This is a genomic window from Brachybacterium horti, assembly GCF_054777615.1.
The window spans coordinates 1,035,551-1,060,597 of record NZ_BAAHAM010000001.1 but is presented as its reverse complement, the minus strand read 5'-3'; the positions used below and the strand labels follow the sequence as shown (position 1 = coordinate 1,060,597).

The 25,047-nt window shown below is 73.0% G+C and carries 20 protein-coding genes, 1 tRNA gene and 1 pseudogene; 16 read left to right on the top strand and 6 right to left on the bottom strand.

Annotated elements, in window-relative coordinates; all coding sequences use genetic code 11:
• Positions 1–59: 59 nt before the first annotated feature.
• The 5 genes from rpsR (at position 60) to ACYVAP_RS04845 (ending at position 3,180) form a co-directional block, all read left to right on the top strand.
• Positions 60–296, top strand: a complete 237-nt coding sequence (gene rpsR / locus ACYVAP_RS04865; RefSeq protein WP_137769400.1) for a 30S ribosomal protein S18 — start codon at positions 60–62, stop codon at positions 294–296.
• A gap of 17 nt (positions 297–313) precedes the next feature.
• Complete coding sequence (rplI, locus tag ACYVAP_RS04860; protein WP_264450800.1) at positions 314–784, top strand: 50S ribosomal protein L9; 471 nt, start codon at positions 314–316, stop codon at positions 782–784.
• A 428-nt stretch (positions 785–1,212) separates the two neighbouring features.
• Positions 1,213–2,571 carry an amino acid permease gene (locus ACYVAP_RS04855; RefSeq protein WP_498859854.1) on the top strand — a complete coding sequence of 453 codons (1,359 nt, stop codon included), beginning with the start codon at positions 1,213–1,215 and terminating at the stop codon, positions 2,569–2,571.
• An 83-nt stretch (positions 2,572–2,654) separates the two neighbouring features.
• Positions 2,655–2,948, top strand: a complete 294-nt coding sequence (locus ACYVAP_RS04850) for a ribosomal protein L7/L12 (protein ID WP_498859789.1) — start codon at positions 2,655–2,657, stop codon at positions 2,946–2,948.
• Positions 2,949–3,096: 148 nt separating this feature from the next.
• Positions 3,097–3,180: transfer RNA gene (locus ACYVAP_RS04845), tRNA-Leu, on the top strand.
• A 112-nt stretch (positions 3,181–3,292) separates the two neighbouring features.
• Here the strand turns inward: ACYVAP_RS04845 and ACYVAP_RS04840 are convergent.
• Positions 3,293–4,582 (bottom strand): MFS transporter, encoded by a 1,290-nt coding sequence (locus ACYVAP_RS04840; RefSeq protein WP_498859788.1) that lies wholly within the window; start codon positions 4,580–4,582, stop codon positions 3,293–3,295.
• A 194-nt stretch (positions 4,583–4,776) separates the two neighbouring features.
• On the opposite strand from ACYVAP_RS04840, the gene ACYVAP_RS04835 reads away from it, so the two are divergent.
• Positions 4,777–5,727 carry a LysR family transcriptional regulator gene (locus ACYVAP_RS04835; protein ID WP_264451898.1) on the top strand — a complete coding sequence of 317 codons (951 nt, stop codon included), beginning with the start codon at positions 4,777–4,779 and terminating at the stop codon, positions 5,725–5,727.
• Positions 5,728–5,749: 22 nt separating this feature from the next.
• On the opposite strand, the gene ACYVAP_RS04830 is transcribed toward ACYVAP_RS04835, so the two are convergent.
• Entirely contained in the window at positions 5,750–6,382 is a 633-nt protein-coding gene (locus ACYVAP_RS04830; RefSeq protein WP_264451897.1) for a TetR/AcrR family transcriptional regulator, read from the bottom strand.
• Positions 6,383–6,492: 110 nt separating this feature from the next.
• On the opposite strand from ACYVAP_RS04830, the gene ACYVAP_RS04825 reads away from it, so the two are divergent.
• The gene (locus ACYVAP_RS04825; protein ID WP_498859787.1) at positions 6,493–8,145 is read left to right on the top strand and encodes an MDR family MFS transporter; all 1,653 of its coding nucleotides are present in this window, start codon (positions 6,493–6,495) and stop codon (positions 8,143–8,145) included.
• A gap of 115 nt (positions 8,146–8,260) precedes the next feature.
• Here ACYVAP_RS04825 and ACYVAP_RS04820 read toward each other — a convergent pair whose 3' ends face one another.
• Both ACYVAP_RS04820 and ACYVAP_RS04815 read right to left on the bottom strand, forming a co-directional pair.
• Entirely contained in the window at positions 8,261–10,006 is a 1,746-nt protein-coding gene (locus tag ACYVAP_RS04820) for a metallophosphoesterase family protein (protein WP_498859786.1), read from the bottom strand.
• Positions 10,007–10,113: 107 nt separating this feature from the next.
• Positions 10,114–10,665 carry an NYN domain-containing protein gene (locus tag ACYVAP_RS04815; RefSeq protein ID WP_498859785.1) on the bottom strand — a complete coding sequence of 184 codons (552 nt, stop codon included), beginning with the start codon at positions 10,663–10,665 and terminating at the stop codon, positions 10,114–10,116.
• 67 nt (positions 10,666–10,732) lie between these two features.
• Here ACYVAP_RS04815 and ACYVAP_RS04810 point away from each other — a divergent pair, with 67 nt between their 5' ends.
• From ACYVAP_RS04810 to ppsA, 7 genes are all read left to right on the top strand, one after another.
• Positions 10,733–12,001, top strand: a complete 1,269-nt coding sequence (locus ACYVAP_RS04810; RefSeq protein ID WP_498859784.1) for a protein adenylyltransferase SelO family protein — start codon at positions 10,733–10,735, stop codon at positions 11,999–12,001.
• 458 nt (positions 12,002–12,459) lie between these two features.
• Positions 12,460–13,779: a mechanosensitive ion channel gene (locus tag ACYVAP_RS04805; protein WP_498859783.1), complete on the top strand. Its 1,320-nt coding sequence runs from the start codon at positions 12,460–12,462 to the stop codon at positions 13,777–13,779.
• 325 nt (positions 13,780–14,104) lie between these two features.
• Positions 14,105–14,809: an alpha/beta hydrolase gene (locus ACYVAP_RS04800; RefSeq protein WP_498859782.1), complete on the top strand. Its 705-nt coding sequence runs from the start codon at positions 14,105–14,107 to the stop codon at positions 14,807–14,809.
• Positions 14,810–15,073: 264 nt separating this feature from the next.
• Complete coding sequence (locus ACYVAP_RS04795) at positions 15,074–16,468, top strand: hemolysin family protein (RefSeq protein WP_498859781.1); 1,395 nt, start codon at positions 15,074–15,076, stop codon at positions 16,466–16,468.
• Complete coding sequence (locus ACYVAP_RS04790; protein WP_498859780.1) at positions 16,465–17,505, top strand: hemolysin family protein; 1,041 nt, start codon at positions 16,465–16,467, stop codon at positions 17,503–17,505. The genes ACYVAP_RS04795 and ACYVAP_RS04790 overlap by 4 nt, the downstream gene beginning before the upstream one ends.
• Positions 17,506–17,768: 263 nt before the next feature.
• A complete protein-coding gene (locus tag ACYVAP_RS04785; RefSeq protein WP_264450316.1) occupies positions 17,769–18,704 on the top strand; it encodes a pyruvate, water dikinase regulatory protein in 936 nt (311 codons plus the stop codon).
• A gap of 53 nt (positions 18,705–18,757) precedes the next feature.
• Complete coding sequence (gene ppsA, locus ACYVAP_RS04780) at positions 18,758–21,142, top strand: phosphoenolpyruvate synthase (protein ID WP_498859779.1); 2,385 nt, start codon at positions 18,758–18,760, stop codon at positions 21,140–21,142.
• Between the two features lie 33 nt (positions 21,143–21,175).
• Here the strand turns inward: ppsA and ACYVAP_RS04775 are convergent, their stop codons facing one another.
• Positions 21,176–21,532, bottom strand: coding sequence for a cupin domain-containing protein (locus ACYVAP_RS04775; protein ID WP_264450318.1), 357 nt, complete (start codon positions 21,530–21,532; stop codon positions 21,176–21,178).
• A gap of 113 nt (positions 21,533–21,645) precedes the next feature.
• A complete protein-coding gene (gene larC, locus ACYVAP_RS04770) occupies positions 21,646–23,043 on the bottom strand; it encodes a LarC family nickel insertion protein (protein WP_498859778.1) in 1,398 nt (465 codons plus the stop codon).
• Positions 23,044–23,140: 97 nt separating this feature from the next.
• Between larC and ACYVAP_RS04765 the strand changes: the two genes are divergently transcribed.
• Together ACYVAP_RS04765 and ACYVAP_RS04760 are read left to right on the top strand one after the other, a co-directional pair.
• Complete coding sequence (locus ACYVAP_RS04765) at positions 23,141–24,337, top strand: ATP-binding protein (protein ID WP_498859777.1); 1,197 nt, start codon at positions 23,141–23,143, stop codon at positions 24,335–24,337.
• 51 nt (positions 24,338–24,388) lie between these two features.
• Positions 24,389–25,033 (top strand): annotated as a pseudogene (locus tag ACYVAP_RS04760) (NADPH-dependent F420 reductase); the annotation flags it as partial.
• Positions 25,034–25,047 lie beyond the last annotated feature (14 nt).

Here is a 25,047-nt window from a genome sequence, read left to right as displayed (position 1 = left end):
CACTCATCCATTCCATCCCGGGTGCATGCCCGGGCTCCACAGAAAGAAGGAGCACCACGATGGCCAAGCCTGTTCTTCGTAAGCCGAAGAAGAAGCTGAACCCGCTGAAGGCTGCGGGTCTCGAGACCGTGGACTACAAGGACGCGGCGCTGCTGCGCAAGTTCATCTCCGACCGCGGCAAGATCCGCGCGCGCCGGGTGACGGGCGTGTCCGTGCAGGAGCAGCGCAAGATCGCGAAGGCCGTGAAGAACGCCCGCGAGATCGCGCTCCTGCCCTACTCGACCTCCGGTCGCTGAGCAAGGAAGGCATTCACATGACCACCAAGCTCATCCTCACGCACGAGGTCTCCGGCCTCGGTGCCGCCGGCGACGTCGTCGAGGTCAAGGACGGCTACGCCCGCAACTACCTGCAGCCCCGCGGTCTCGCGACCCCGTGGACCAACGGCGGTCAGCGTCAGCTCGACCAGATCCGCGCCGCCCGCGGCAAGCGCTCGATCACGAACCTCGAGGACGCCCAGGCGCTCAAGGCGACGCTCGAGTCGAAGCCGGTCGTCGTCTCCGAGCGCGCCGGCGAGAACGGCCGCCTCTTCGGCGCCGTCTCCTCCAAGGAGATCGCCGACGGCGTCAAGGCCGTGTTCGACAAGGACATCGACCGTCGCACGGTCGAGTTCCCCGCCCCCATCAAGGCGCTGGGCGAGCACAAGGCGACCGTGCGTCTGCATGACGACGTCTTCGCGAACCTGGTCATCCAGGTCGTCGCCGCCAAGGGGTCCGTGAAGGCCTGATCCAAGGCTCTCGCACCCTGCGCTCGACGCCCCGTCCACCGTTCCGGTGGGCGGGCGTCGTCGCGTGCGGGGAGTGCCCCGGGCTCCTGCCCCGCGCTCCAGCCCCGCCCCGGCCCGCGCGCCGGCCTCCTGCCCCCGGCCCCGCCTCCCGGAAATGGTCCGATTCCGTTCCAGATCCGACGCCGACCTGGAACGGAATCGGACCATCGTCCCGGGGAGGGGGCGGCCCGCTCGGAGAAGCGGAGGCGCAGCGCATGCGGCCAGCCGGTGCCGCGCGGGGAGGACGGAGCGCCGGTCCCTGCGACGACCGCTCTCGCCGACTAGGGTCGGGCAGGGTGAACACCCCTTCCCCCGCCCCCTCCCACCCGGACGCCGGCTCCTCACCGGCCGCCGGGCACACCCTCGCGAGGTCCCTCGGCCACGGCCAGATGGCGATGATCGCCATGGGCTCCGCCCTCGGCACCGGCCTGTTCCTGGGCTCCGGCGAGGCGATCGGCTACGCCGGCCCCGCCGTCATCGTCGCCTTCGCCGTGGGCTCCCTCATCGCCGCGACGATCGCGCTCGCGATGGGCGAGATGGCCTCCCGCCACCCCGTGCGCGGCGGCTTCGGCACCCTCGCCGCCCGCTACCTCTCCCCGTTCTGGGGCTACCTCAGCCGCTGGCTGTACTGGATCGTCACGGTCGCCGTGACCGGCGCGGAGCTCGTCGCCTGCGCCGCCTACCTCGCCTACTGGTTCCCGGTCGTGCCGATCTGGGCGGGGATCCTGCTCTTCGCCGTCGTGATCGTGGGCATCAACCTCGCGACCGTCGGCTCCTTCGGCGTCATCGAGTTCGCGCTGAGCTCGATCAAGGTCGTCGCCGTCCTCGTCTTCATCCTCATCGGCCTGTTCCTCGTGCTGTTCGGCATGCCCGGGGAGAGCGCCCCCGGGCTCTCCCTCCTCACGTCCGACGGGGGCTTCGCCCCCAACGGCTGGGGCGCCGTCTGGATCGCGCTCTCGGTCGTCATGTTCTCCTTCGGCGGGATCGAGCTGCTCTCGATCACCGCCGCCGAGGCGAAGGACCCGGCCCGCTCGATCCGCACCGCAGCGCGCACCACCATCGTGCGCCTCGCGTTCTTCTACGTGCTGTGCATCGGCATCGTCGTGAGCCTCGTGCCGTGGCAGGAGGCCGCCGGCACCGGCGAGGACGTCGCGACCTCCCCGTTCGTGATGGTCTTCGACAGGATCGGCGTGCCCGGCGCCGCGAGCATCACGAACCTCCTGGTGCTCGTCGCCGCGCTCTCCGCGGCGAACGCGAACCTCTACGCCGGCAGCCGCATGCTCCACTCCCTCGCCTCCGACGGCCTCGCCCCGCGCGTCTTCGCGCGCACCACGCGCCGTCACGTGCCCTACGTGGGCATCGTCGCGAGCTCCGTGGGCCTGCTCGCCGCCGCGATCCTCGCGTTCTCCGGGGTCGGCGGCGTGTTCGGCTACATGATGAGCCTCGTCGTGTTCGCGGTGCTGCTCGTGTGGTTCCTGATCCTCGCGACCTTCGTCGCCTACCGGCGTCGCGGCGTCGAGGGCGCGACCTTCCGGGTGCCCGGCGGCGTCGTCACGGCGGTCGTGGGCATGGTCGGCCTGCTCACCGTTCTCTCCACGGTGTTCGTGCGCGAGAGCATGCAGATCGCCGCGGCCGTCGGCGTGCCCGCCGTGCTGCTCGCGACGCTCCTCTACTTCATCGTCGTGCGGCGCCGTCTCGACACGGCCGCGATCGAGGAGGCCTTCGACGAGGCCGAGTCGATGCGCTGACGTCGCTGTCGCGGACGTCCGTCGGGACCGGCTCGGACGGACGTCGCGGCCGGTCCCGGCGTCCCGGTCGCTAGTGTTGGGGCATGTTCGGATCCTCGAAGCAGCTCCAGGCCCAGCAGGCCCACATCGCGCGGCTCGAGGAGGAGGTGCGCGGCCTGCGCGGGCTCGTGGAGCGTCTGGCCGACCGCTCCGACGTGGGACCCGCGGAGCTCGAGGAGCTGCGGGCCCAGCTGCGCCCGGCCTTCCCGCCGCGGGTGGACGAGCTGATCGCGCAGGACCAGCTCATCGCCGCGATCAAGGAGTACCGCACCGCGACCGGTGCCGGGCTCAAGGAGGCGAAGGACGCCGTCGAGGCGCGGCGCGACGGCCTGCGCTGACGTGCCCCGACGCCCCGGCCGGCGGGGTGACCGCACGGGAACGTGTCGTCCGCAACACTCCCTCGGACGGATTGGGTCCCCCGGTGAACGCGGGGTACCCTGGGAGGACCTTCGGCGTTGGTGTGTACGTACCTGGTGTCGGAGACATGCGCGAGTGGCGGAATTGGTAGACGCGCACGGTTCAGGTCCGTGTGCTCGAAAGGGCGTGGGGGTTCGAGTCCCCCCTCGCGCACGCATGGAAGAGCCCCTGGTCGGTGAGAGCCGGCGCAGGGGCTTCTTCGTGTCCGGGGCGCGTCACGCCGGTCGCTGCGGCGGTCGAGGTGCACCGGCCCGAAGGCCGGCGGTCACTCCCGCTCGCGGGCGGCGAGGAGGGCGAAGCCGCCCGCGATCGCGATGAGCGCGGCGACCATGCCGATGAGCGCCGGCCAGCCGCCCGCCACGAAGAACATGCCGCCCACGAAGCCGAACACGCTCGAGCCCACGTAATACCAGAGGTTGTAGAGGCTCGTCGCCTGGGCGCGATCCTGCGTGGCCTGCACGCCGGCCCAGCCCGAGGCGATCGCGTGCGCGCCGAACAGCCCGGCGGTCATGACCACGAGCCCCGTCACCACGAGCACGAGCGGCTGCGCGAGGGTGAGCAGCGCGCCGGCGAGCATGATCCCCATCGACGTGAGCAGCACCCGCCGACGGCCGTGCCGGGCGACGAGGCCGCCCGCGATCCGCGAGGACGCTGTGCCGGAGAGGTAGGCGATGAACAGCAGGCTCGTGAGGCTCGAGGGCATCGCGTACGGGGCGCCCTCGAGGCGGAAGCCCAGGTAGTTGTAGACCGCGACGAAGGCCCCCATGAGCAGGAAGCCCTGCGCGTAGAGCACGAGCAGGCGTGGCGTGCGCAGGTGACGGCCGACGGCGGCGACCACGTGCCGCACGGAGACCGGGTGCGGGGAGAAGCCGCGCGGCGGCGGGGTGATCGTGAAGAAGACGAGCGCCGCGGCGGAGGCCATGAGGGCGACGGCGAAGGTGCCCACGCGCCAGTCGGTGAGGTCCGCGACGGGGCCAGCGACGAGGCGACCCAGCAGCCCGCCGATCGTCGTGCCGGAGACATAGGTGCCGGCCGCGATCGCGGCGTGCCGGCGGTCGATCTCCTCGCCGAGATAGACGACGGCGATCGCGGGGATCCCGCCGAGGGCCGCGCCCTCGAGGACCCGCACCACCATGAGCGTGCCGAACCAGGGGATCCACGGCATGAGCAGGCCCAGCGCGGTCGCGGCGACGAGGCTCACGCGCATGGCGGAGACCCGGCCGATCCTGTCCGCGACGAGCGACCACGGCAGCACGGAGGCGGCGAGGCCCAGGGTCGCCGCGGAGACGGTGAGGCTCGCGCGAGAGGCGTCGACCCCCATGTCCGCGGCGAGGATCGGCAGCACCCCCTGCGGGGAGTAGAGCTGGGCGAAGGTCGCGATGCCCGCGCACAGCAGCGCGAGCAGGATCCGGCGGTAGGCCGCGGAGCCGCGGTCGTGGCCGGTCCACGGGGCGGGCGTCGGCGCCGGTGCGACGGGCGGTGCGACGGCGGGGGCGTCGTCGGTGAGGTCCGACGGCCGGAGGACGGGGGTGGGGAGGGTGGGGGTGGTCGACATGTGCGGGAGGCGCTCCTCGGGAGATCGCCGCTCACGCTAGGAGCCGTCGCGCCCCCGCACAAAGGTCATGGAGCGATGCTCGGCATAGCGATACCGGCATAGGATCGTGTGACCGGCGACGACGATCCCGTGCGGGCCGGCCGACGCGCCCGCGGAGTGAGCGAGCAGACGTCACGGGCGGAGGAGGAGGGCCGATGGAGCAGCAGGGCGACGCATCCGGCCGCGCCCGTCACGAGGCGGCCGAGGGTCTCGAGGGCGCGGACCGCGGCCGTGTGCTGCGGGACCTCCCCGTGTTCTGCGCCGTCGCGGAGGCCGGACAGGTCACGCTCGCCGCCGCGGAGCTCGGCCAGCCGCAGTCGATGGTCTCCCGCACGCTGGGCCGTCTCGAGGCGGCCCTCGGGGTGCGCCTGTTCGAGCGCCGGGGCCGCGGGATGGAGCTGACCGAGGCGGGGCGGCACCTCCTGCCCTACGCGCAGGCCGGACTGCAGCAGCTCGACGCGGGCCTGCGCGAGGTGCAGGGGCAGCAGGTGATCGGCCGGGACACGCTGCGGGTGGCGGTGCAGTCGCTGCTGGGCCTGCGCGTGGTCCCGCCGCTCATCGCACGCTTCCGCGCCTCCTACCCGGAGGTGGATTTCGAGCTCGTGCAGGGCTCCCGCCGTCGCGGCCTCACCCTGCTCGAGGAGGGGAGGATCGACATGGCCCTGCTCTCCTCGCCGCCGCGGATGCCGCGCACCACCACCATCGAGATGGCCGCGGAGCCGCTCGTCGCGCTCGTGCCGGCGGGCCACCCGCTGCAGCGGAGCGCACCGGTCGCGGTCGAGGAGCTCGCCGACGAGGAGCTCATCATGCTCTCCGCGGACTTCGACGTGCACGGGCTCGTCCACGCCATGTTCGCCTCCGTCGGCCGGACCCCGAGGATCGGGATGACGACCGAGGACTACTACACGGTGCGCGGCCTGGTCTCGGCGCGGCTCGGGGTGAGCATCATGCCGCCGATGCCGACGGTCTCCGACGAGGTCCGTGAGCTGCGGATCGACTCGCCGATGGCGCGCCGCACGATCGGCGCGGTCGTGCACGAGGACGCGGGCCGGCCGGCGCTCACGGCCTTCGTGCGGATGCTCGCCGCCTCGGACGGTCCTCGCTGAGGACCGTCCCCGGGGGCCCGGCTCAGGCCGGGCCGACGTGCAGGATCGTCGTCAGCAGAGCGCGGGCGCGGTCGAGCACGTCGTCGTAGCTGCGCTCCGCGCCCTCGGGCGCCGAATCCGTCACCTGATGGGCGAGATGGCCGAGGGAGCGGATCATCCCCGCGATGAGGCTCGTGATCATCTCCGCCGTCGGCTCGAGCTCCTCCTCGGGGAGGTCGGGGTGCTCGGTGCGCACGCGGAGCTGGATGATCTCGCCGAGCTCCTCCTCGAGGGCGAGGACCCGCCGCATCTGGGCCACGAGGAGATCGGGGTGCGAGGTGACCACCCGCATCCGCTCCTCGAGGGAGAAGGGGAGGTCCATCGGCGGCGGTGTGACGATGCCGACCGCGTCGAGCAGCACCGGCCCCGTGCCCACGATGAAGCGGCGGGCGGCGCTCTGGTCGATCCGGGGCATGTGCCGGCCCAGGAGCGCGTCCTCCTTGGTGGGGTAGTGGTTGAAGAAGGTGCGCTGGCTGATGCCGGCGGCCTCGCTGATCATCGCGACGGTGACGTCGGCGTAGCCGTGCTCGGCGACGAGCTCCAGGGCGGCCTTCTCGATGGCGTCGGCCGTGCGCTCGCCGCGACTCCTCGCCACAGGGGCGGACTTCTCGCTCATGGGGCCACAGTACGGCGCGCCACACCTCTCTGGACGCTCCTAGTGGCAGTCGCTACAGTTCTGAGTTGCAGTCACTGCAGTTCTGAGCGTGAGTCGATGAAAGGCACCCCATGACCACCACAGCCGCACCGATGGTGCTGACCCGTCGCAGGGTCTGGACGATCTTCGCCGCGCTGCTCGCGGCGATGTTCCTCTCGAGCCTCGACCAGACCATCGTCTCCACCGCCATGCCCACGATCGTCGGCCAGCTGGGCGGCGTCGAGCACCAGATGTGGATCACCACCTCCTACCTGCTCGCCTCGACGATCGTCATGCCGATCTACGGCAAGTTCGGCGACGTCCTCGGTCGCCGCCACCTCTTCCTCATCGCGATCGCCCTGTTCACGCTCGCCTCGCTCGGCGCCGCGCTCTCGAGCACCTTCTGGGCCTTCGTGATCTTCCGCGGCCTGCAGGGCCTCGGCGGCGGCGGGCTCATGATCCTCTCCCAGGCGATCATCGCCGACGTCACCCCGGCTGACCAGCGCGGCAAGTACATGGGCGTGCTCGGCGCCGCCTTCGGCGTCTCCGCGATCGCCGGCCCGCTCCTCGGCGGCTACTTCGTCGACCACCTGACCTGGCACTGGGCCTTCTACATCAACATCCCCGTCGGCATCGCCGCGTTCTTCGTCGGCGTGTTCGCCCTGCAGCTGCCCAGCAAGCGCGCCACCCACCGCATCGACGTCCCCGGCGTCGTCGCGCTCTCCGCCGCGACCGCGAGCCTCATCCTCTTCGCCGACCTCGGCGGGGACGACGCCCACGGCTGGGACTCGCCGCTCACCTGGGGCCTCGGCGCGCTCTTCCTCCTCGCCGCCGCGGCGTTCGTGCTCATCGAGTCCCGCGCCGAGGACCCGATCATCCCGCTCTCGCTCTTCCGCAACCGGCTGTTCGTGCAGTCCACCGCGATCGGCCTCGCCCTCGGCATCGGCATGTTCTCCGTGCTCGGCTTCATGCCCACCTTCCTGCAGATGGCCTCGGGCACCTCCGCCGCGGAGTCCGGGCTGCTCATGATCCCGATGATGGCCGGCATGATGGCGACCTCGATCGCCTCCGGCGCCTACGTCTCCCGCACCGGGCGCTACCGGATCATCAGTGCCGCCGGCGTGCTCGTCATGATCGGCGCGGTGCTGCTGTTCACCACCATGACCGCGCAGACCCCGATCTGGGTGATCATCGCCTACCTCATGGTCTTCGGCGCCGGCCTCGGCCTGGTCATGCAGAACATCGTCCTCGTCGCCCAGAACGCCGTCAGCGCGACCGTCGTCGGCACCGCGACCAGCACCACGAACTACTTCCGCGAGGTCGGCGCGACCCTCGGCACGGCGGTCTTCGGCACCGTCTTCGCCAGCCGCCTCACCGAGCGCCTCGTCGCCGTGTTCAGCGGGAGCGGGGCGAGCGCCGACCAGGCCTCCTCCGCGGCCTCCTCGATCGACCCCTCGACCCTCGCGGAGCTCCCGCAGACGATGCGGGACGCGATCGTCGACGCCTACGCCGAGGCCCTCTCCCCGGTGTTCTGGTACGTGCTGCCCTTCCTCGCCGCGGCCGTGCTGCTCGCGATCACCCTCAAGCAGGTCCCGCTCTCCCACGAGGCCGGGCTCGTGGCCCGCGGCGAGGCCGTCCTCGAGGAGCCCGCCGACGGGACGCCGGCCGACGGCGGCCCCGTGGGGACCCCTGCGCAGGAGGCCTCCCGCACGGGCGAGGACCCGGTGCCCGCGACCCTGCGCTGAGGCCCGCGCACCGGAGTGCGCTCGCGCTCGCCACACGCCCCGTCGGGGGCCGCAGCGTCGACGCGGGCGGCAGGGACGTCCGCCCGCTCGCCGGACGCACCCGGGACGGCCCTGCTCAGCGGCCGGGCGCGGTGAGCAGGAGCTCCACGTTCCGGTCCTGGGCCTCGCCCTCCTGGGAGAGGTCCGCGTGGAGGTCGTTGAAGGACAGCTCCCGGTAGAGCGTCGCGAGGGAGTCGCCCTGGTACGGCGCCGCGGACTCGATGATCGTCGAGAGCAGGGACAGGGTCCCGTCGCGGTTGTCGACCACCTCGATCACCCGCGCCTGCTGCGGGAAGTCCACGTGCGAGGCGGTGTTGACCGTCCAGTAGCGCCGCTCGGGCACGTCGTGCCCGCGCAGCTCGACGGCGTTGGTGTGCGTGTGCCCGTTGACCCAGGCGAGCACGTTCGGGAAGCGGCCCAGCAGGTTCGCCACGTCCCAGCCGGCGTGCCGCAGCTCGGGCTCGCCCGGCGCGAGCAGGAGGTTGTTCATCGTGTCCGGCGTGTGGTGGCTGAACACGAGGAAGTAGGTGTCCTCCGCCTGCCGGGTCACGAGCCGCCCGAGCGCGTCGTAGGAGCGGCTCGAGCCCTCGGTGAGCACCCGCTCGAGCCAGCGGTACTGGGTGTGGCCCAGCGACCCCTCGGTGAAGCCGGCCCGGTTCGTCGAGTCCAGCGCGATGCCGACCACGCCCTCGGCGATCTCGAAGGTGTAGTAGCCGGTGCGCTCGGCGACGTTCTGCTCGGTGTACCCGTGGCCCGGCGCGCCCACCCGGGGCACCGAGTCGAGGTGCGCGCGCAGGTACTCCTCGATCGTGAACGGGGCGCGGCGCTCGTCCGGCGTGACCTCGTGGTCGTGGCGCGGATCGGCGCTCGCGGTGATCTCCGGGGTGCGCGTGCCCTCGATCGAGGAGGTCGCGGCGGTGCGCACACGGGACTCGAGCTGGCGATTCGCGGCGTCGGAGGTGAAGCCCGTGAACTTCCACGAGCCGGTGTAGATCTCCGCGAGGAAGCCCCAGTCCGACGGCAGCGTGCCGGAGACGGAGTCGTCGTGGTTGCCGAACACGCTGAACCAGGGCACGTCGAGGCCCGGGCTGCGGTGGCTCGCCGTGGCGCGGTCCAGGAGGTCGGGGATCGGGGCGAAGCCGGCCTGCTCGTAGCGGTCGTCCACGCCGCCGGCGGGGTTCCAGTAGTTCCGGTCGCCGCTGGTCTGCACGCCCTCCCAGGTCCCGTCGGCCCCGGTGCTCGCGGTGATCTCGCCGCCGTCCATGACGGTGAGGAACCAGTCGAGCTCGACGGTCTCGTGGTTGTCGGTGTTGTCCCCGGTGGTGACGACGCAGTCGAGGGGGCGGCGCGTGTGCGGGCCCTTCCCCAGGGCGTTCACGCGCTCGACGAGGGAGACGGAGCCCTGGGTGGTGAGCGACTCCTGCGGGCGGAAGGCGGACCCGGTCACGTCGTGGAGGTACTCGAAGCGCATGGGGGACTGGGCGTCGAGCAGGTGCTGGTCGGTGAACTGGACGAGGGCGGCGAGCGGGACGCGGGTGTCGGTGCGGGCCTTCCGCGGAGGGTTCTCGAGCGCGTCCTCCCGCACGAGGAAGGGGGAGGGGTCCCCGGCGGTGAGGCGGCGGTAGGACCCCTCGGGCCCGGCCTCGGGAACGGCGCGGCCGGCGAGGGTGGTGCCGGTGGGGTCGAGCCCGGCGTCCTCGGCGAAGGCCCGCTGGGCGGGGAGGGTCGCGGCGGCGGTGCCGGCGAGGGTGAGGGCGGAGCCGGCGAGCAGCGTGCGCCGGCGCAGCGTGGAGGAGGGGGCGGGGACGGGGGGATGCGCCATGACCCCCAGCCCAGCAGCCCAGGGTTACCCCTGGGTAAAGACGGAGGGAGCGGCACGTGGCGACCGCGCGGCCCGCCGGCGACGGGCCCCGCGGCACCGCGTCAGCGTCAGAGGATGAACTCGAGCGGGTCGAACTCGTCGATCTCGATGATCCGCACGCGCGGCAGCTTCGAGGTGAAGGCGTGGACGTCGTGCTCGAGGTCGAAGAACTCGATCCCCGGGATGTTGCGGAGATCCGCGGCCATGAACTCCTGGAAGCCGACGATCCCCGTGCGGCGCTCCGGATCGGCGGCCAGCGCCTCCATCTGCGGCACGAAGTCCTTGTCGTGGCTGACGAGCAGGACATCCGCCTCGCGCTCCGCGAGGGCCTCGGCGGTGCGCTGGATCGCGATGTCCACGACCTTGCCCTCGCCGCGCAGCGGGACGGTGCGGTAGCCGATCGCGATGAGCGCCTGCACGAAGCCGAGCGGCAGCGTGTCGCCCACGGCCAGGAAGAACAGGCCGGTCACCGGCTGCTGCCAGGCGGACTCGGCGTGCTCGAGGAGCTTGTTCCAGCGGGGCCGCTCATCGGGCTGGGGCCGGCGGTTCAGCACCGACACCCCCAGGGTGGCGTCGATGTTCTCCCCGTCGACCAGCATGTACGTGCGGCGATCGCTCATGGGACGAGCCTACGCGCTCCCCGCCCCGCCCCCGCCCGGACGGCGACGACGACCGTAGGCTGGACCGATGGCGACCACCCGGAACGCGCTGCCCGCCCTCGCCCAGTCCACCGCCGTGGCATTGCCGGCGCTCTCCGTGCCCTGGCAGGCCGATCCCGTGCCCGCAGCACGGATCGTGTGGCTGAACGAGGCGCTCGCCGCGGAGCTCGGCATCGACCCGGACCTTCTGCGCGGCCCCGAGGGCCTCGCCCTGCTCACCGGCAGGATCGGGGCCGACGGCCGCCCGCTCGCCCCCGGCGAGGCACCGCCGGAGCCGCCCTTCACCACCGCGCAGGCCTACGCGGGCCACCAGTTCGGCCAGCCGAACCCGCAGCTCGGCGACGGCCGCGCCGTGCTGCTCGGCGACCTCGAGGACGGACGCGGGCGCCGCGTCGACCTGCACCTCAAGGGCTCCGGCCGCACGCCCTTCGCCCGCGGCGGCGACGGGAAGGCGCCGCTCGGACCGATGCTCCGCGAGGCGATCATCGGCGAGTTCCTGCACGCCGCCGGGGTCCCGACCACGCGCGCGCTCGCCGTGCTCGCGACCGGGGAGCGGATCGCGCCGCGCCGCGGGGACGAGCCCGAGCCGGGCGCGCTGCTGGTGCGGGTCGCCGCGAGCCACCTGCGCGTGGGGACCGTGCAGCACGCCGCCTGGCACCACGGGGAGGGGGCCGTGCGGGCCGTCGTCGACCTCGCGATCGCCCGCCACCACCCCCGCGCCGCGGAGGCGGAGAACCCGCCGCTCGCGCTGCTCGAGGCGGTGACGCAGGCGCAGGCGGAGCTCCTGGCGCGGTGGATGCTGCTGGGCTTCGTGCACGGCGTCATGAACACCGACAACATGGCGCTCTCGGGGCAGAGCATCGACCACGGACCCTGCGCCTTCCTCGACGCCCACGTGCCGGGAGCCGTGTTCAGCTCGATCGACCGGCAGGGCCGCTACGCCTACGGCAACCAGCCGGGGATCGCGCTGTGGAACCTCTCCCGCCTCGCCGAGGCGCTGCTCCCGGCCATCGACCCCGAGGATCCCGAGCGGGGCGTCGGCGCCGCGACCGCCGTGCTCGAGGGCTTCGAGCCGGCGTACCTCGAGGCGCGTGCCCGGGGGTTCGCGCGGAAGCTCGGCGTGCCCGGCGTCGAGGACCCGCAGCGGCTCGCCGCGGCGGGGGAGCTCGGCGAGGAGCTGCTCGCCCTGCTCACCGAGCACGGGGCGGACCACACGCTCGCGTTCCGCGCGGTCGCGGAGTCGCAGCCGGGCGCGGTCCTGCCCGGGGCGCCGTCGGCCGCGATCGAGGCGTGGTAAGCGCGGCTGCTCGCGCTGCGCGGGGAGGGCCCGGAGGCCCGCGCCGCGCTCGCGGAGGCGGGGCGGGCGAACCCCCGCCGGATCCCCCGCAACCGGCTGCTCGAGGACGCGCTCGCCGCGGCCCAGGCCGGCGAGGAGGCGGCCGCGCTGCGCGTGCTCGACGGGGTGGCCGAGCCGTTCCGGGAGCGTCCGGAATATGCCGATATGGAGTTCCCCGGTGACGCCCCGGAACCCGTCGTCACCTTCTGCGGCACCTGACCTGCAGAATTGACGAACCCTTTATCTTGTTAATTCAATAATATGTGTGTCACCAGTGATTCTGGACGATCGTCGCAGGTGGGGTCCATGCTGTCCGGTGTGAAGGACCCGTGAAGGTCGCTTCCCGGGACTTCCCGGATCTCCGCCGTGATTCGTCGCGTCGTGGACCCGTCCATCGAAACCGACGTCCGGAGGACACCGTGAATTCCCTGGCGAACTACGACTGGGCGGGACTGGGCCTCAAGGTCCTCTCCGCCCTCGTCGTCCTGATCATCACCGCGATCCTCGCGACCGTGCTGAAGAACGCGGTCGCGAAGCTCAGCGGGCGCATCCCCGCCCTCCAGCGGCAGGGGGCCGACGGCGCGAAGCTCGGCAGCGCCCTCGGCACCATCGTCTCGATGGTCGTCTGGCTGCTGGGCCTCGTCATCGTGCTCGGCATCTTCCAGCTGACCCAGGTCCTCACCCCGGTCACCACGATGCTCGAGCAGGGCCTCGGCTTCATCCCGAACATCATCGGCGCCGGCTTCGTGTTCGTCATCGGCCTGATGATCGCCAAGATCGTCAAGGCGCTCATCGTCACCGCGCTCAACGCGGTGGACTTCGGCAAGCTCCTCGGCACCGCCCAGGCCGGCTTCGACAAGGCCACCGGCGGCGTCACCGGCAGCACCCAGCGCCCCGCCGCCGCGCAGGCCGCACCCGGTCAGCAGCAGACTCCCGGTCAGCAGGGCGCTCCCGCCCAGCGCTCGAAGGTCCCCGAGATCCTCGGCTCCGTCGTGTTCGCGCTGATCATGATCGTCGTCTCGATCGCCGCCCTGCAGATCCTCGGCATCGCCTCGATCTCCGAGCCCGCCTCGCAGATGCTCACCACGGTGTTCACCGCGATCCCGAACATCATCGCCGCGGTCGCCCTCGTCGCGATCGGCGTGCTCATCGCCCGCTTCGTCACCGGCCTGATCCGCCCGATCCTCGACGGGACCGGCGTGGACGCCTGGCTGCAGAAGCAGGAGATCCTGCCCGCCGGCTCCTCCGCGACCCCGACGGTCCTCAAGGTCGTCGAGATCGCCGTGATCCTCTTCTTCGCCGTCATGGGCGCCCAGGTGCTCGGCTTCCCGCAGGTCACCGCGATCCTCTCCGAGATCCTGGCGCTCGGCGGGAACGTCCTGTTCGGCGGCGTGATCGTCGCCGCCGGCTTCTTCATCGCCACGATCGTGGGCAAGATGCTCTCCGGCACCGCCGCGACCGTCGTGAAGTGGGCGATCATCATCCTCTTCACCGCCATGGGCCTGCAGTCCATGGGCGTCGCCGACTCGATCATCGAGATGGCCTTCGGCGCCCTCGTCATCGGCGGCGCCGCCGCCGCGGTGCTCGCCTTCGGCCTCGGCGGCCGCGACGCCGCCGCGCGCCAGCTCGCCAAGCTCGAGAACGCCCAGGCCTCTCCCGCGAAGGCCGCCCCGGCCCCCTCCGGCCCCGCGGCCGGCGGCACGACCGTCGTCCCGCCCCGTCCCGACGAGCAGGGCTGACGCACCCCCCTCAGGTGCCTCTGACCTGCGTGTTCTCCCCACGGTTAAATGCCTTGTGAGTCCTGCCGGGCAGGCCTACCGTGGTGGTACACGGAAAGGAGGTGATCCGAGGAATGATTTCCCATCGGACATGTGAGGTGGCTCGCCGCTGAGGCGACCATCGACTCTGACCCGCAGCAGCGGGCCCCCAGATCGACGGACCGCAGCGAATACCACCGAGCTGCCCGGACCCGCAGGGGTCGGCCATCGTCCAGCCGGCACGCGCACCGCGCACCCTGCGGGTCCGCCCATGTCGGAGCCCGGATCGCGGCACTAGGCTCGGGGCGTGAGCACCCCCCGCTTCCCGCCGGTCACCCGGCTGACCCCGTTCCCCTCCGCGATCGACGACGCCGCCGTGCGCTTCCACCCCCGCCCGCCCGGTCCCGAGGACAGGGTCGTCCTGCTGCTCCACGGCCTCGGCAGCCACGAGGAGGACCTCCTCGGCCTCGCCCCGATGCTGCCGCCCGGCCCCGTCTACGCCTCCCTGCGCGGCGTGCTCGCCTGCGGCGCGGGCTACGCCTGGATGGCCCCGCCACCCGTGGACCCGCGCGACCCGTCCCTCATCGACGAGTCCGCCGCCGCCGTCGAGGACTGGATCGCCCGCACCCCCGGGACCGTCGTCGGCGCGATCGGCTTCTCGCAGGGCGGCATGCTCGCCCTCCACCTGCTGCGTCGCGACGCCCGCGCGCTCGAGTGGATCGTCCAGCTCTCCGGCCGTCCCTTCGGCGCCCCGCAGCCGGGGGACGCCGCGCTCGCCGAGCGCCGGCCCCCGGCGCTCTGGGGCCACGGCGGGCTGGATCCCCTGTTCGACGCCGCCGCGGAGGACGAGGTGCGCGCGTTCATGACCGCGCACACCGCCCTCGAGGAGGTGCACCGCCCGTACCTCGGGCACGGCATCGACCAGGAGGAGCTCGCCGCGATCGCAGGCTTCGTCGGCCGCATGCTCGAGGGGGCCGACGGGGGCACCGCCGGCGGCTCCGCCGAGGGCTGAACGCCCCAGCGGCGCGGTCCCGCCCCTGGTCACGGTGCGGACCGTCGAGGATCGGAGGAAGGTGCCCGATCCCATCGGTGCGCGGGTGCACAATCCTCTGCCGCGGTCCAGGGGAGGCGCTGTACGCTTCCCTCATCCCGCGCCGAGAGACGGCGCCGGAGTCGAGGAGAACAAGGAGACCATGAGCGCCGCCAGCGACGCCCCCGGTGACAGTCCCAGGCCTTCGGGCCACCCAGAAACTCACCTCCCGGACGGGGGGAACCGATGGAACTGATCGGTCCGCTCCTGTCCCTCGCAGCCACACTGCTGCTGATCCTCGCGTGCGGCGCCTTCGTCGCCGCCGAGTTCTCCCTCATCACCGTCTCGCGCAATGAGGTCGAGGCCGCCGCCGGCAAGGGCGACCGCCGCGCCGCGAGCGTGCTCGAAGGGATGAAGACCCTCTCCACGCAGCTCTCCGGGGCGCAGCTGGGGATCACGGTCACCAACCTCGCGATCGGCTTCCTCGCGGAGCCCGCGATCGCCGCGATCGTCGCGCCGCCGCTCGAGGGCTGGGGCTTCAGCCCCGTCGCCGCGCGCAGCGTCTCGGTCGCGATCGCGCTGATCCTCGCCACGGGTCTGACGATGATCTTCGGCGAGCTCGTGCCCAAGAACCTCGCGATCGCGAAGCCGCTGGGCACGGCCAAGGCCGTCGTCGGCTTCCAGCGGATCTTCTCGCGGATCCTGCACTGGCCGATCCGTCTGTTCAACGGCAACGCGAACGCGATCGTGCGCCGCCTCGGCATCGAGCCGCAGGAGGAGCTCGGCTCCGCCCGGAGTGCCGAGGAGCTCTCCGTGCTCGTGCGCCGCAGCGCGGACGAGGGCGCCCTCGCCGCGGAGACCGCGACGCTCGTCCAGCGCACCCTCGCCTTCGGCGACCGGCGCGCCCACGACGCGATGGTCCCGCGCGGCCGCATGGACGTGCTAGGGACCGACCAGACCGTCCAGGACCTGCTCGAGCTCGCCCGCGAGTCCGGGCACTCCCGCTTCCCCGTGCTCGACCCGGAGAACGAGATCGCTGGGGTCGCCCACGTGCGCCGCGGCCTCGCCGTCCCCTTCGCCGATCGCGCCACGACGCCCATCACGGCCGTGATGGGGGAGGCGACCTTCGTGCCGGACACCGTCCCGCTCGACGACCTGATGGACACGCTCCGCGCCGGCCACCTGCAGATGGCCGTCGTCATCGACGAGTTCGGCGACCACGCCGGCCTCATCACCCTCGAGGACCTCGTCGAGGAGATCGTCGGCGAGGTGCGCGACGAGCACGACGAGGAGCCGGACGACGCCCCCGAGCCCGACGGCTCGTGGGAGTTCTCCGCCCGGATCCGGCCCGACGAGGCCACCGACCGCCTCGGCGTCACCGTCCCCGAGCACGAGGACTACGACACCCTCGGCGGCCTGGTCACCATGGAGCTCGGCCGCCTGGCGGAGGTGGGCGACGAGGTCGTGGTCGACACCGACCCCGCCCCCGGTGAGGACCCGGCCCGGCTGCGGATCGAGGTGCTCGAGGTCGACGGCCTCCGCATCGAGACCCTGCACGTGCACGTCGAGCCCGCTGCCGAGGACGAGGACGGCGAGACCGCCTCCGGCGGCGCGGCCGCGGAGAAGGGAGGCGAGCATTGAGCGACCTCGGCGGCATCGCCCTCACCCTCGTCCTGCTGCTCGCGAACGCCTTCTTCGTGGGCGCGGAGTTCTCGCTGATCTCCGCGCGCCGCTCCGTCATCGAGCCCAAGGCCCTCGAGGGCAACTGGGCCGCGAAGGTGACGATCAGCGCGATGGAGCAGGTCAGCCTCATGATGGCGGGCGCCCAGCTCGGCATCACCGTGTGCTCGCTCGCGCTCGGCGCGATCAGCGAGCCCGCGATCGCGCACCTGCTCGAGGTGCCCTTCGGCGCGCTCGGCATCCCCGAGGGCTTCCAGCACCCGATCGCCTTCGCGATCGCGCTGTCCCTCGTGACCTACCTGCACGTGGTCTTCGGCGAGATGGTCCCCAAGAACATCGCGCTCGCCGGCCCCGAGCGGATGGCGATGATCCTGGGCCCCGTGCTCATGGGCGTCGTCACCGTGCTGCGGCCGCTGCTGTGGCTGTTCAACGGGATCGGCAACCTGGCCCTGCGGATCCTGGGCGTCGAGCCCAAGGACGAGGTCACCAGCGTGTTCACCCGGGACGAGGTCGCCGCGATGGTGAGCGAGTCCAAGGAGGGCGGCTATCTCGAGGACAACGACGAGGCCCTGCTGCTGGGCGCGCTCACCTTCGAGCAGCGCTCCGTCGCGAACCTCGTCATCCCGCTCGCGAAGGTCTCCACCCTCCCGGTGGGGGTCAGCCCCGCCGGGGCGGAGGCCGCCGCGGTGGACGGCTTCTCCCGCTTCCCCGTGCTGGGGGAGGACGGCGCGCTCGCCGGGTACATCCACATCAAGGACGTGCTCGAGGCCTCCGAGGAGGCCCGCGACCAGCCGATCCCCGCCGAGCGGATCCGCAGCCTGCCGCGCATCGGCGCCGATCAGCCGCTGCGGCAGGCGCTCGCGAACATGCAGGGCTCCGGCGCGCACCTCGGTGCCGCGACCGATGCGGACGGCACCGTGATCGGCATCGTCACCCTGGAGGACATGCTCGAGGAGCTCGTGGGCCAGATCCGCGACGACTCGCGCGTCGCCGCCTGACGCCCGGGCCCCGGCCCGTCACCCACCGCCCCGTCGGCCGTCCTGGCCGGCGGGGCGGTGCCCGTCGCGGCGCCGTCGGAGCGCCCTGCCCGGAGGTGACCGAAGCGGGCAGGACCCGTCACGGTTCGCGCAGTCGCGCCGCGGAACGACGTGACCTGGACCACCGACACGGTGAATGTCCTGGCCCGTGACCTGTCCCCCGCTACGGTGGCGCCACACGACGACGTGACCCGGCGGGAGCTCCTGCCGAGGGGAGGTGCCCGATGACCCGTCCGCTGCCCGTCCCACCGCCGCTGCCGCGCCCCGCCGCGCGCCCGGAGCCCGCCCCCGATCCCTCGGCGGCGCCCGCCTCGGACCCCGTGGCGACGGAGCAGGACCACCCGCCCGCGGTGCCCGTCTACTTCGTCTCCGACTCCACCGGCATCAGCGCCGAGACGATGGGCAACGCCCTGCTGCTGCAGTTCCCCTCGGTGCCCTTCGAGCGGCACCTCTTCCCCTTCCTGCGCACCCCGGCCGACGCCGAGCGGGTGCGCGAGCAGCTCGACACGGCCGCCGGCGGCCCCGTCCCGCCGATCGTGTTCCTCACCGTGGTCGACGACGCCGTGCGCGAGGTGCTGCTGGGCACCGTCGCCCCCGTCGTCGACTTCGTCTCCGCCCCGCTCGCGCAGCTCGAGGCGCAGCTCGGCGTGACCGGCGACCACGCCCCGGCCCGCCTCCACGGCGTGGGCGACGTGCGCCGCTACAACCGCCGCATGCAGGCCGTCGAGTTCGCGATCGAGCACGACGACGGCCAGTCCGTGCGGGCCCTCGAGCGGGCCGACGTCATCCTCATCGCCCCCTCCCGCTGCGGGAAGACCCCCACCAGCATGTACCTCGCGCTCATGCACGGCGTGTTCGTCGCGAACTACCCCCTCGTGGACGAGGACTTCGCGGCGGGAGCGCTGCCCGGGGCGATCCGGCACCTCGCCGATCGCTGCTTCGGCCTCGTGACGAGCCCCGAGCGGCTCGCCGAGGTGCGCGGGGAGCGCCGCGCCGCCTCCCGCTACGCCTCGATCGAGCAGACCCGCTGGGAGCTCGACGCCGCCCGCCGCCTCTACGACCGCCATCGCATCCCCTCGATCGACTCCTCCTCCACGAGCGTCGAGGAGATGTCCACCCACATCCTGCAGACCCTCACCGGCCGCAGGCCGCCGAGCTGACCCGTCCCCACCCCCATCCCCGCAGACGGCGCCGCCGTCGGAAGGAGCCCCTCATGAGCCGCACGATCCGCTGGTACTCCGAGCTCGGCATGGACGACCTCGAGCAGGTGGGGGGCAAGAACGCCTCCCTGGGCGAGATGGTCTCGCACCTGGCCGACCTGGGGGTGAGCGTGCCCGACGGCTTCGCGACCACCGCGGAGGCCTATCGGGAGTTCCTCGGCGCGACCGGGCTCGCGGAGCGGATCGACGAGGAGCTGCGGGCGCTCGACACGGAGGACACGCAGGCGCTCGCCGCGACCGGCCGCCGGATCCGCGAGCTCGTCATCGACCAGCCCTTCCCCGCCGAGCTCGAGGCGGGGATCCGGGAGGCGTACGAGACGCTCTCCGCGGGCAGCGGGGACGAGACCTCCTTCGCGGTGCGCTCCTCCGCCACCGCGGAAGACCTCCCAGACGCCTCCTTCGCCGGCCAGCAGGAGACCTTCCTCAACGTGCGCGGCATCGACGCGGTGCTGCTCGCGATCCGGGAGGTGTTCGCCTCCCTCTACAACGACCGCGCGATCGCGTACCGGGTCCACCACGACTTCGAGCACGCGGCCGTGGCGCTCAGCGCCGGCGTGCAGAAGATGGTGCGCTCCGACATCGGCGCGGCGGGCGTCATGTTCACGATGGACACCGAGTCCGGCTTCGACGGCGCCGTGTTCGTGACCTCCGCGTACGGCCTCGGCGAGGGCGTCGTGCAGGGCGCCGTGAACCCCGACGAGTTCTACGTCCACAAGACCGGTCTCGAGGCGGGCCGGCCGGCGATCCTCGCCCGACAGGTGGGGGAGAAGGCCCTGAAGATGGTCTACACCGACGACGCCGCCGTCGGCCGGACGACCGCCTTCGTCGACGTCGACCCCGAGCAGCGGCGCCGTCTCTCCCTGACGGACGAGCAGGTCGAGGGGCTCGCCCGGCAGGCGCTCGTCATCGAGAAGCACTACGGCCGGCCGATGGACATCGAATGGGGCCTCGACGGGGCCGACGGGGAGCTGTACATCCTCCAGGCCCGCCCCGAGACGGTGCAGTCCCGCGCCGGCACCATGATCGAGAAGCACCGCCTCGCCGAGCGCGGCGAGGTGCGGGTCGAAGGCCGCGCGATCGGCGCGCGGATCGGCGCGGGCCCGGTGCGGGTGCTCACCTCGATCGAGCAGATGCACGACTTCGTGCCCGGCGAGGTGCTCGTCGCGGACATGACGGACCCGGACTGGGAGCCGATCATGAAGCGGGCCAGCGCGATCGTCACCAACCGCGGCGGCCGCACCTGCCACGCGGCGATCATCGCGCGCGAGCTGGGGATCCCGGCCGTCGTCGGCACCGGGAGCGCCACGCGGATCCTGCAGGACGGGGAGACGGTGACCGTCTCCGCCGCGGAGGGGGACACCGGCTACGTCTACGCCGGGGAGCTCGAGTTCTCGGTGACCAGCACCGACGCGGGCGCCATGCCGGAGATCCCCACCCGGATCATGATGAATGTGGGCAACCCCGAGCAGGCCTTCGCCTTCTCGCGCCTGCCGCACCAGGGCGTGGGCCTCGCCCGCCTCGAGTTCATCGTGAACCGGCAGATCGGCATCCACCCGCGGGCGCTGCTCGAGCTCGAGTCGCTCGAGGCGGAGCATCCGGACCTCGCCGCGCAGGTGCGTGAGCGCACCGCCGCCTACGACTCCCCGCGCGAGTACTTCGTGCGGCGCGTCGCGGAGGGCGTCTCGATGATCGCGGCGGCCTTCGCGCCGGAGCCCGTGATCGTGCGGATGAGCGACTTCAAGTCCAACGAGTACGCGAACCTGCTGGGCGGGGAGGTGTTCGAGCCCGAGGAGGAGAATCCGATGATCGGCTACCGCGGCGCCTCCCGCTACGTCTCCGCGGACTTCGCCGAGTGCTTCGCGATGGAGTGCGAGGCCCTGCGCTACGTGCGCGAGGAGATGGGCCTGACGAACCTCAAGCTCATGATCCCCTTCGTGCGCACCCCCGCCGAGGGCAAGGCCGTCGTGGACCTGCTCGCCTCGCATGGCCTGCGCCGCGGGGAGAACGGGCTCGAGGTCGTCATGATGTGCGAGATCCCGTCGAACGCGCTCGTGCCGGAGGCGTTCCTCGAGCACTTCGACGGCTTCTCGATCGGCTCGAACGACATGACCCAGCTGGTGCTGGGCCTGGACCGGGACTCGGCGCTCGTCGCGGACGGGTTCGACGAGCGGGACCCGGCCGTGAAGATCATGCTGCAGCGGGCGATCGAGGCGTGCCGCGCGGCGGGGAAGTACGTGGGGATCTGCGGGCAGGGTCCCTCCGACCACCCGGACCTCGCGGAATGGCTCGTGGAGCAGGGCATCGCCTCGATGTCCCTGAACCCGGACACGGTCGTGGAGACCTGGCAGCGGATCGCGGCGATGCCCGCCGCTCGCTGAGTCCGGCCCCTCCGTTCCTTCGCGGCGGGGTGCTCAGAGCTCCAGGTGCGCCCCGCCGTACGACTCCGTGCCGGGCACGGAGGTGACCGTGGTCAGCAGGAACACCGTGTCGTCGAGGGACTCGACGGCGTGGCGCTGGTGGGTGAGCGCCTCGATCTGACCGGGGGCGACCTCGACCGGCTCGTCCCCCGTGATCCGCAGGCGCCCGCGGACCACGTAGATCGAGGCGGCGGGCGGGGAGTTGTGCTCGGCGAGGGTGATGCCCTGGCGCAGCGCGATGACGCTCTGGCGCAGCGGGCCGTCGTGGACGAGGACCTCGGCGTGGCGGCCGTTGGAGGCCTTGCGGGCCTCGGCGACGGCGCGGTTGATCGCATCGGACAGGGCGGCCATGGGGTTCCTCCTCGCGCGGCGGCTGTGTCTCCAGTATGACCGGCGTCACAGCGCGCGTCAGGGGAACCGGGAGGTCCGACGGCGGGGCCGACGGGCGCGCCCGTCGGACGGGCTCAGCCGCGCAGGGCCTCCGCGGCCGCGCGGGCGCGGCCCAGCATCTCCCGCTCGCTGATCCCGAGGGCCACGGCGGCCGCGGCGACGTCCCGGAACTCCGGCTCGCGGCGCACGACGGCGCCGTCCGGGGCATGGGCGAGCTTCACGGCGATCCGCTGGCCCTCGACCGTGACCTCGGTGAACGCGCGGCGGCGGATGATCCGCTCGACGTGGTGCGAGCGCACTCCGAGGGTCCCGGTGCGGTCCATGACCAGCTCCGCGATCGCCTCGCGGTCCTCCCTGCGGGCGAGGACGTGCAGTGTCGTCGCGGGGCGGCCGCGCTTCATGACGATCGGCGTGGTCCAGGCGTCGAGCGCGCCCGCGTCCAGGAGCGCGTCGATCGTCCCGGGCCAGAGCCGCGGGTCGAGGTCGTCGACGTTCGCCTCGAGCTGCACGGCCGCGGTGGGGGTCGCGTGGGCGTCCGCCGCGGTCTCGCCGAGCAGGACCCGCACCACGTTGGGGCGCCCGGGGGTGTCCTTCGTGCCCGCGCCCACGCCGAGCGCGGCGAGGGTCATCGCGGGCTGCGGGCCGGCGGTCGCGGCGAGGCCCCGGACGAGGGCGACGCCGGTGGGGGTCGCGAGCTCGCCGATGCCGGGGGCGACGCCGCCCGGGACCCGCCGGCCGCCGTGCTCGTGCGGGCCGCCCTGCATGTGAGCGGGGAGCTCGGCGTCGGAGCCCGGGACCGGTGCCGGGTGCTCGTGCGGCGTGTGCTCATGACCGTGCGGGTGGTCGTGCGCGTGCGGGTGGGTGTGGCCGCGGGGCGGGAGGATCTCCCCGGCGACCGTCGGCCAGCCGAGGGCGAGCCGCGCGACGGCCGGGACCGGCACCGGGATGTCCCCGTGGGCGGCGCGGATCCGGCCGCTGCCCACCGCGATGACGCTCGCCGCGCCCTCGGTGATCCCCAGCTGCCGCCACGCCTCGCACGCGCCGATGACGTCCGCGAGGGAATCCAGTGCGCCCACCTCGTGGAAGTGCACCTCGTCCGCCGGGACGCCGTGGGTCGCGCCCTCGGCGTCGGCGAGCCGGCCGAACACCGCGAGGGCCAGGTCGATCGTGCGACCCGGTACCGCCTCGTCCTCGCGCGCCTGCTCCAGCATGTCCCGGATAGAGGCCCAGGTGCGGTGCGGCGGGTCCTCGACGAGCACCTCGACGTCCACCTTCAACGCGCGCTGGCCGCCGCGGTCCACGACCGTGGGTGTGAAGCGCACCGACCCCGGGACCAGGACGTCGAGCACCCGCTGGACGCCGTCGAGATCCGCGCCCGCGTCCACGAGCGCCGCGAGCAGCATGTCCCCGGCCACGCCGGCCGTGGCGTCGATGTAGGCGAGACGGCGGGGCACGGCGGGCGCGGAGGTCATGGGCTCGATCGTAGGCGGGCTCGGGCGGAGCGGCGCGGGGTGGCCGGGTGTTGCAGCGAGCCACGGCGAGCGTCGGCCCGCGCACTACCGTGGCCCCATGGAGACCAGTCCCGCGACCAACCCCTTCACCCCCGGGTTCGGGCTCACCCCGCGGGTGCTCGCCCTGCAGGGCTCCCCGGTCGAGGAGTTCGCCGAGGCCCTCGCCGGGCGCCGCGCCGCCGGGGAGCGCTCCGTGCTCATCGCGGGGGCGCGCGGCGTGGGCAAGACCGTGCTGCTCAGCCAGCTGCGGGACGCGGCCGCACTCGCCCGCTGGCGGACGATCGTGCTGCACACCTCCTCCACCTCGATGGTCGAGGAGCTGCGCGGATCGGCGGCGGACCTGCTGCGCGAGCTGGACCCCGACGCGGAGCAGGTGCGCGCCACCTCCGCCGAGGGCGGCGCCTTCGGCGTGCGTGCCGGGGCCGACGTCGAGTACGTGGACCGCTACGCGGGGGAGAAGGTGCCGCTCGGGCGGCTGCTCGACCGCCTCGCCGGCCTGCTCACGAGTGCGGGCGGCGGCCTGCTGGTGAGCGTGGACGAGGTGCAGTCCGCGGACCGCGACCAGCTCCACGAGGTCGCCCAGCACATGCAGGACCTGATCGGCGAGGGGCACGGCGCAGGCTTCGTCGCCGCTGGGATCCGCGCCGGGGTGGACGAGCTGCTCGCCCATCCGGGCACCACCTTCCTGCGCCGCGCGCACCGCGTGGACGCCGGCTCCGTGGACGTGGGCACCGCGGCGGAGGTCATCCGTCAGACCGTCGCGGACACGCCCCGCTCGATCACCGTCGAGGCCGCGGTACGGGCCGGGGAGATCTCCCAGGGCTATCCGTACCTCATCCAGGTGATCGGCGCGGAGGCGTGGCAGCGCGCCGACGATGCCCCCGTCATCGAGGTGGAGGACGTCGAGGCGGCCCGCGCGGCGGCGGTGGACGCGATGGTCGTCAACGTGCACGGCCCCGCCCTGCGGGACGTGACCGGGCGCCGCGTGGACTACCTGCTCGCCATGCTCGAGGACGACGGCCCGAGCGCCGTCGGGGATGTGGCCGCCCGCCTGGGCCTCGAGGTGGGCGCCGCGAACGCGCACCGCAGCCGGCTGATCCGCGAGGAGCTGCTCGAGGTGCCGGAGACGGGCCGCGTCGCCTTCGCCCTGCCCTATCTGCGTGAGGCGCTCGAGCGGGTGCGGGAGACCGGCTCGACCCGCCGCCTCGCCGCCCCGGCGCGGGTGGCCCGGCCGGTGCGCCGGCTCGAGGGCTGAGATCGCCCCTCGACCCGCGGGAACAGAACCCGGCGCGGCGGAGTTCGGCCCGGCATGACCACACTGGGAATCATCGGAGCAGGCAACATCGGCAGCCAGGTCGCCCGGGCGGCGATCGGCGCGGGGTACGACGTCGTGATCGCGAACTCGCGAGGCCCGGAGACCCTCGCGGGCCTCGTCGAGGAGCTCGGGCCGCGCGCCCGCGCCGCCACCGCCGCGGAGGCCGGCGCCGCCGGCGACGTGGTCGTGGTGACCGTGCCGCTGCACGCGATCGAGAAGCTCCCCGTCGAACCGCTCGCCGGGAAGATCGTGCTGGACACGAACAACTACTACTGGGAGCGCGACGGGCGGATCCCGGCGCTCGAGAACGGAGAGACCACGACCTCCCAGCTGCTCCAGGAGCACCTGCCCACCTCGCAGGTCGTCAAGGCCTTCAACCACATCCCTGCCGCGGACATCACCACCGACACCGCGCCCGCGGGCACCCCGGGCCGTCGCGCGCTCGCCGTCTCGAGCGACCATCCCGAGGCGGTGGCGTTCGCGACCCGGCTGTACGACGAGCTCGGCTTCGACGCCGTCGACGTGAGCCCGCTCAGCGAATCCTGGCGGGTCGAGCGGGACCGCCCCGCGTACGTGGTGCGCCAGAGTGCTGCGGAGCTGCGCGAGAACCTGGACCGGGCTTCCCGCCTGCCCTGATCCCTGCGTACGCT

Coding starts and splice junctions, on each gene's coding strand:
- rpsR (WP_137769400.1), top strand. CDS start 60: ATGGCCAAGCCTGTTCTTCGTAAGCCGAAGAAGAAGCTGAACCCGCTG.
- rplI (WP_264450800.1), top strand. CDS start 314: ATGACCACCAAGCTCATCCTCACGCACGAGGTCTCCGGCCTCGGTGCC.
- ACYVAP_RS04855 (WP_498859854.1), top strand. CDS start 1,213: ATGGCGATGATCGCCATGGGCTCCGCCCTCGGCACCGGCCTGTTCCTG.
- ACYVAP_RS04850 (WP_498859789.1), top strand. CDS start 2,655: ATGTTCGGATCCTCGAAGCAGCTCCAGGCCCAGCAGGCCCACATCGCG.
- ACYVAP_RS04840 (WP_498859788.1), bottom strand. CDS start 4,582: ATGTCGACCACCCCCACCCTCCCCACCCCCGTCCTCCGGCCGTCGGAC.
- ACYVAP_RS04835 (WP_264451898.1), top strand. CDS start 4,777: ATGGAGCAGCAGGGCGACGCATCCGGCCGCGCCCGTCACGAGGCGGCC.
- ACYVAP_RS04830 (WP_264451897.1), bottom strand. CDS start 6,382: ATGAGCGAGAAGTCCGCCCCTGTGGCGAGGAGTCGCGGCGAGCGCACG.
- ACYVAP_RS04825 (WP_498859787.1), top strand. CDS start 6,493: ATGACCACCACAGCCGCACCGATGGTGCTGACCCGTCGCAGGGTCTGG.
- ACYVAP_RS04820 (WP_498859786.1), bottom strand. CDS start 10,006: ATGGCGCATCCCCCCGTCCCCGCCCCCTCCTCCACGCTGCGCCGGCGC.
- ACYVAP_RS04815 (WP_498859785.1), bottom strand. CDS start 10,665: ATGAGCGATCGCCGCACGTACATGCTGGTCGACGGGGAGAACATCGAC.
- ACYVAP_RS04810 (WP_498859784.1), top strand. CDS start 10,733: ATGGCGACCACCCGGAACGCGCTGCCCGCCCTCGCCCAGTCCACCGCC.
- ACYVAP_RS04795 (WP_498859781.1), top strand. CDS start 15,074: ATGGAACTGATCGGTCCGCTCCTGTCCCTCGCAGCCACACTGCTGCTG.
- ACYVAP_RS04785 (WP_264450316.1), top strand. CDS start 17,769: ATGACCCGTCCGCTGCCCGTCCCACCGCCGCTGCCGCGCCCCGCCGCG.
- ppsA (WP_498859779.1), top strand. CDS start 18,758: ATGAGCCGCACGATCCGCTGGTACTCCGAGCTCGGCATGGACGACCTC.
- ACYVAP_RS04775 (WP_264450318.1), bottom strand. CDS start 21,532: ATGGCCGCCCTGTCCGATGCGATCAACCGCGCCGTCGCCGAGGCCCGC.
- larC (WP_498859778.1), bottom strand. CDS start 23,043: ATGACCTCCGCGCCCGCCGTGCCCCGCCGTCTCGCCTACATCGACGCC.
- ACYVAP_RS04765 (WP_498859777.1), top strand. CDS start 23,141: ATGGAGACCAGTCCCGCGACCAACCCCTTCACCCCCGGGTTCGGGCTC.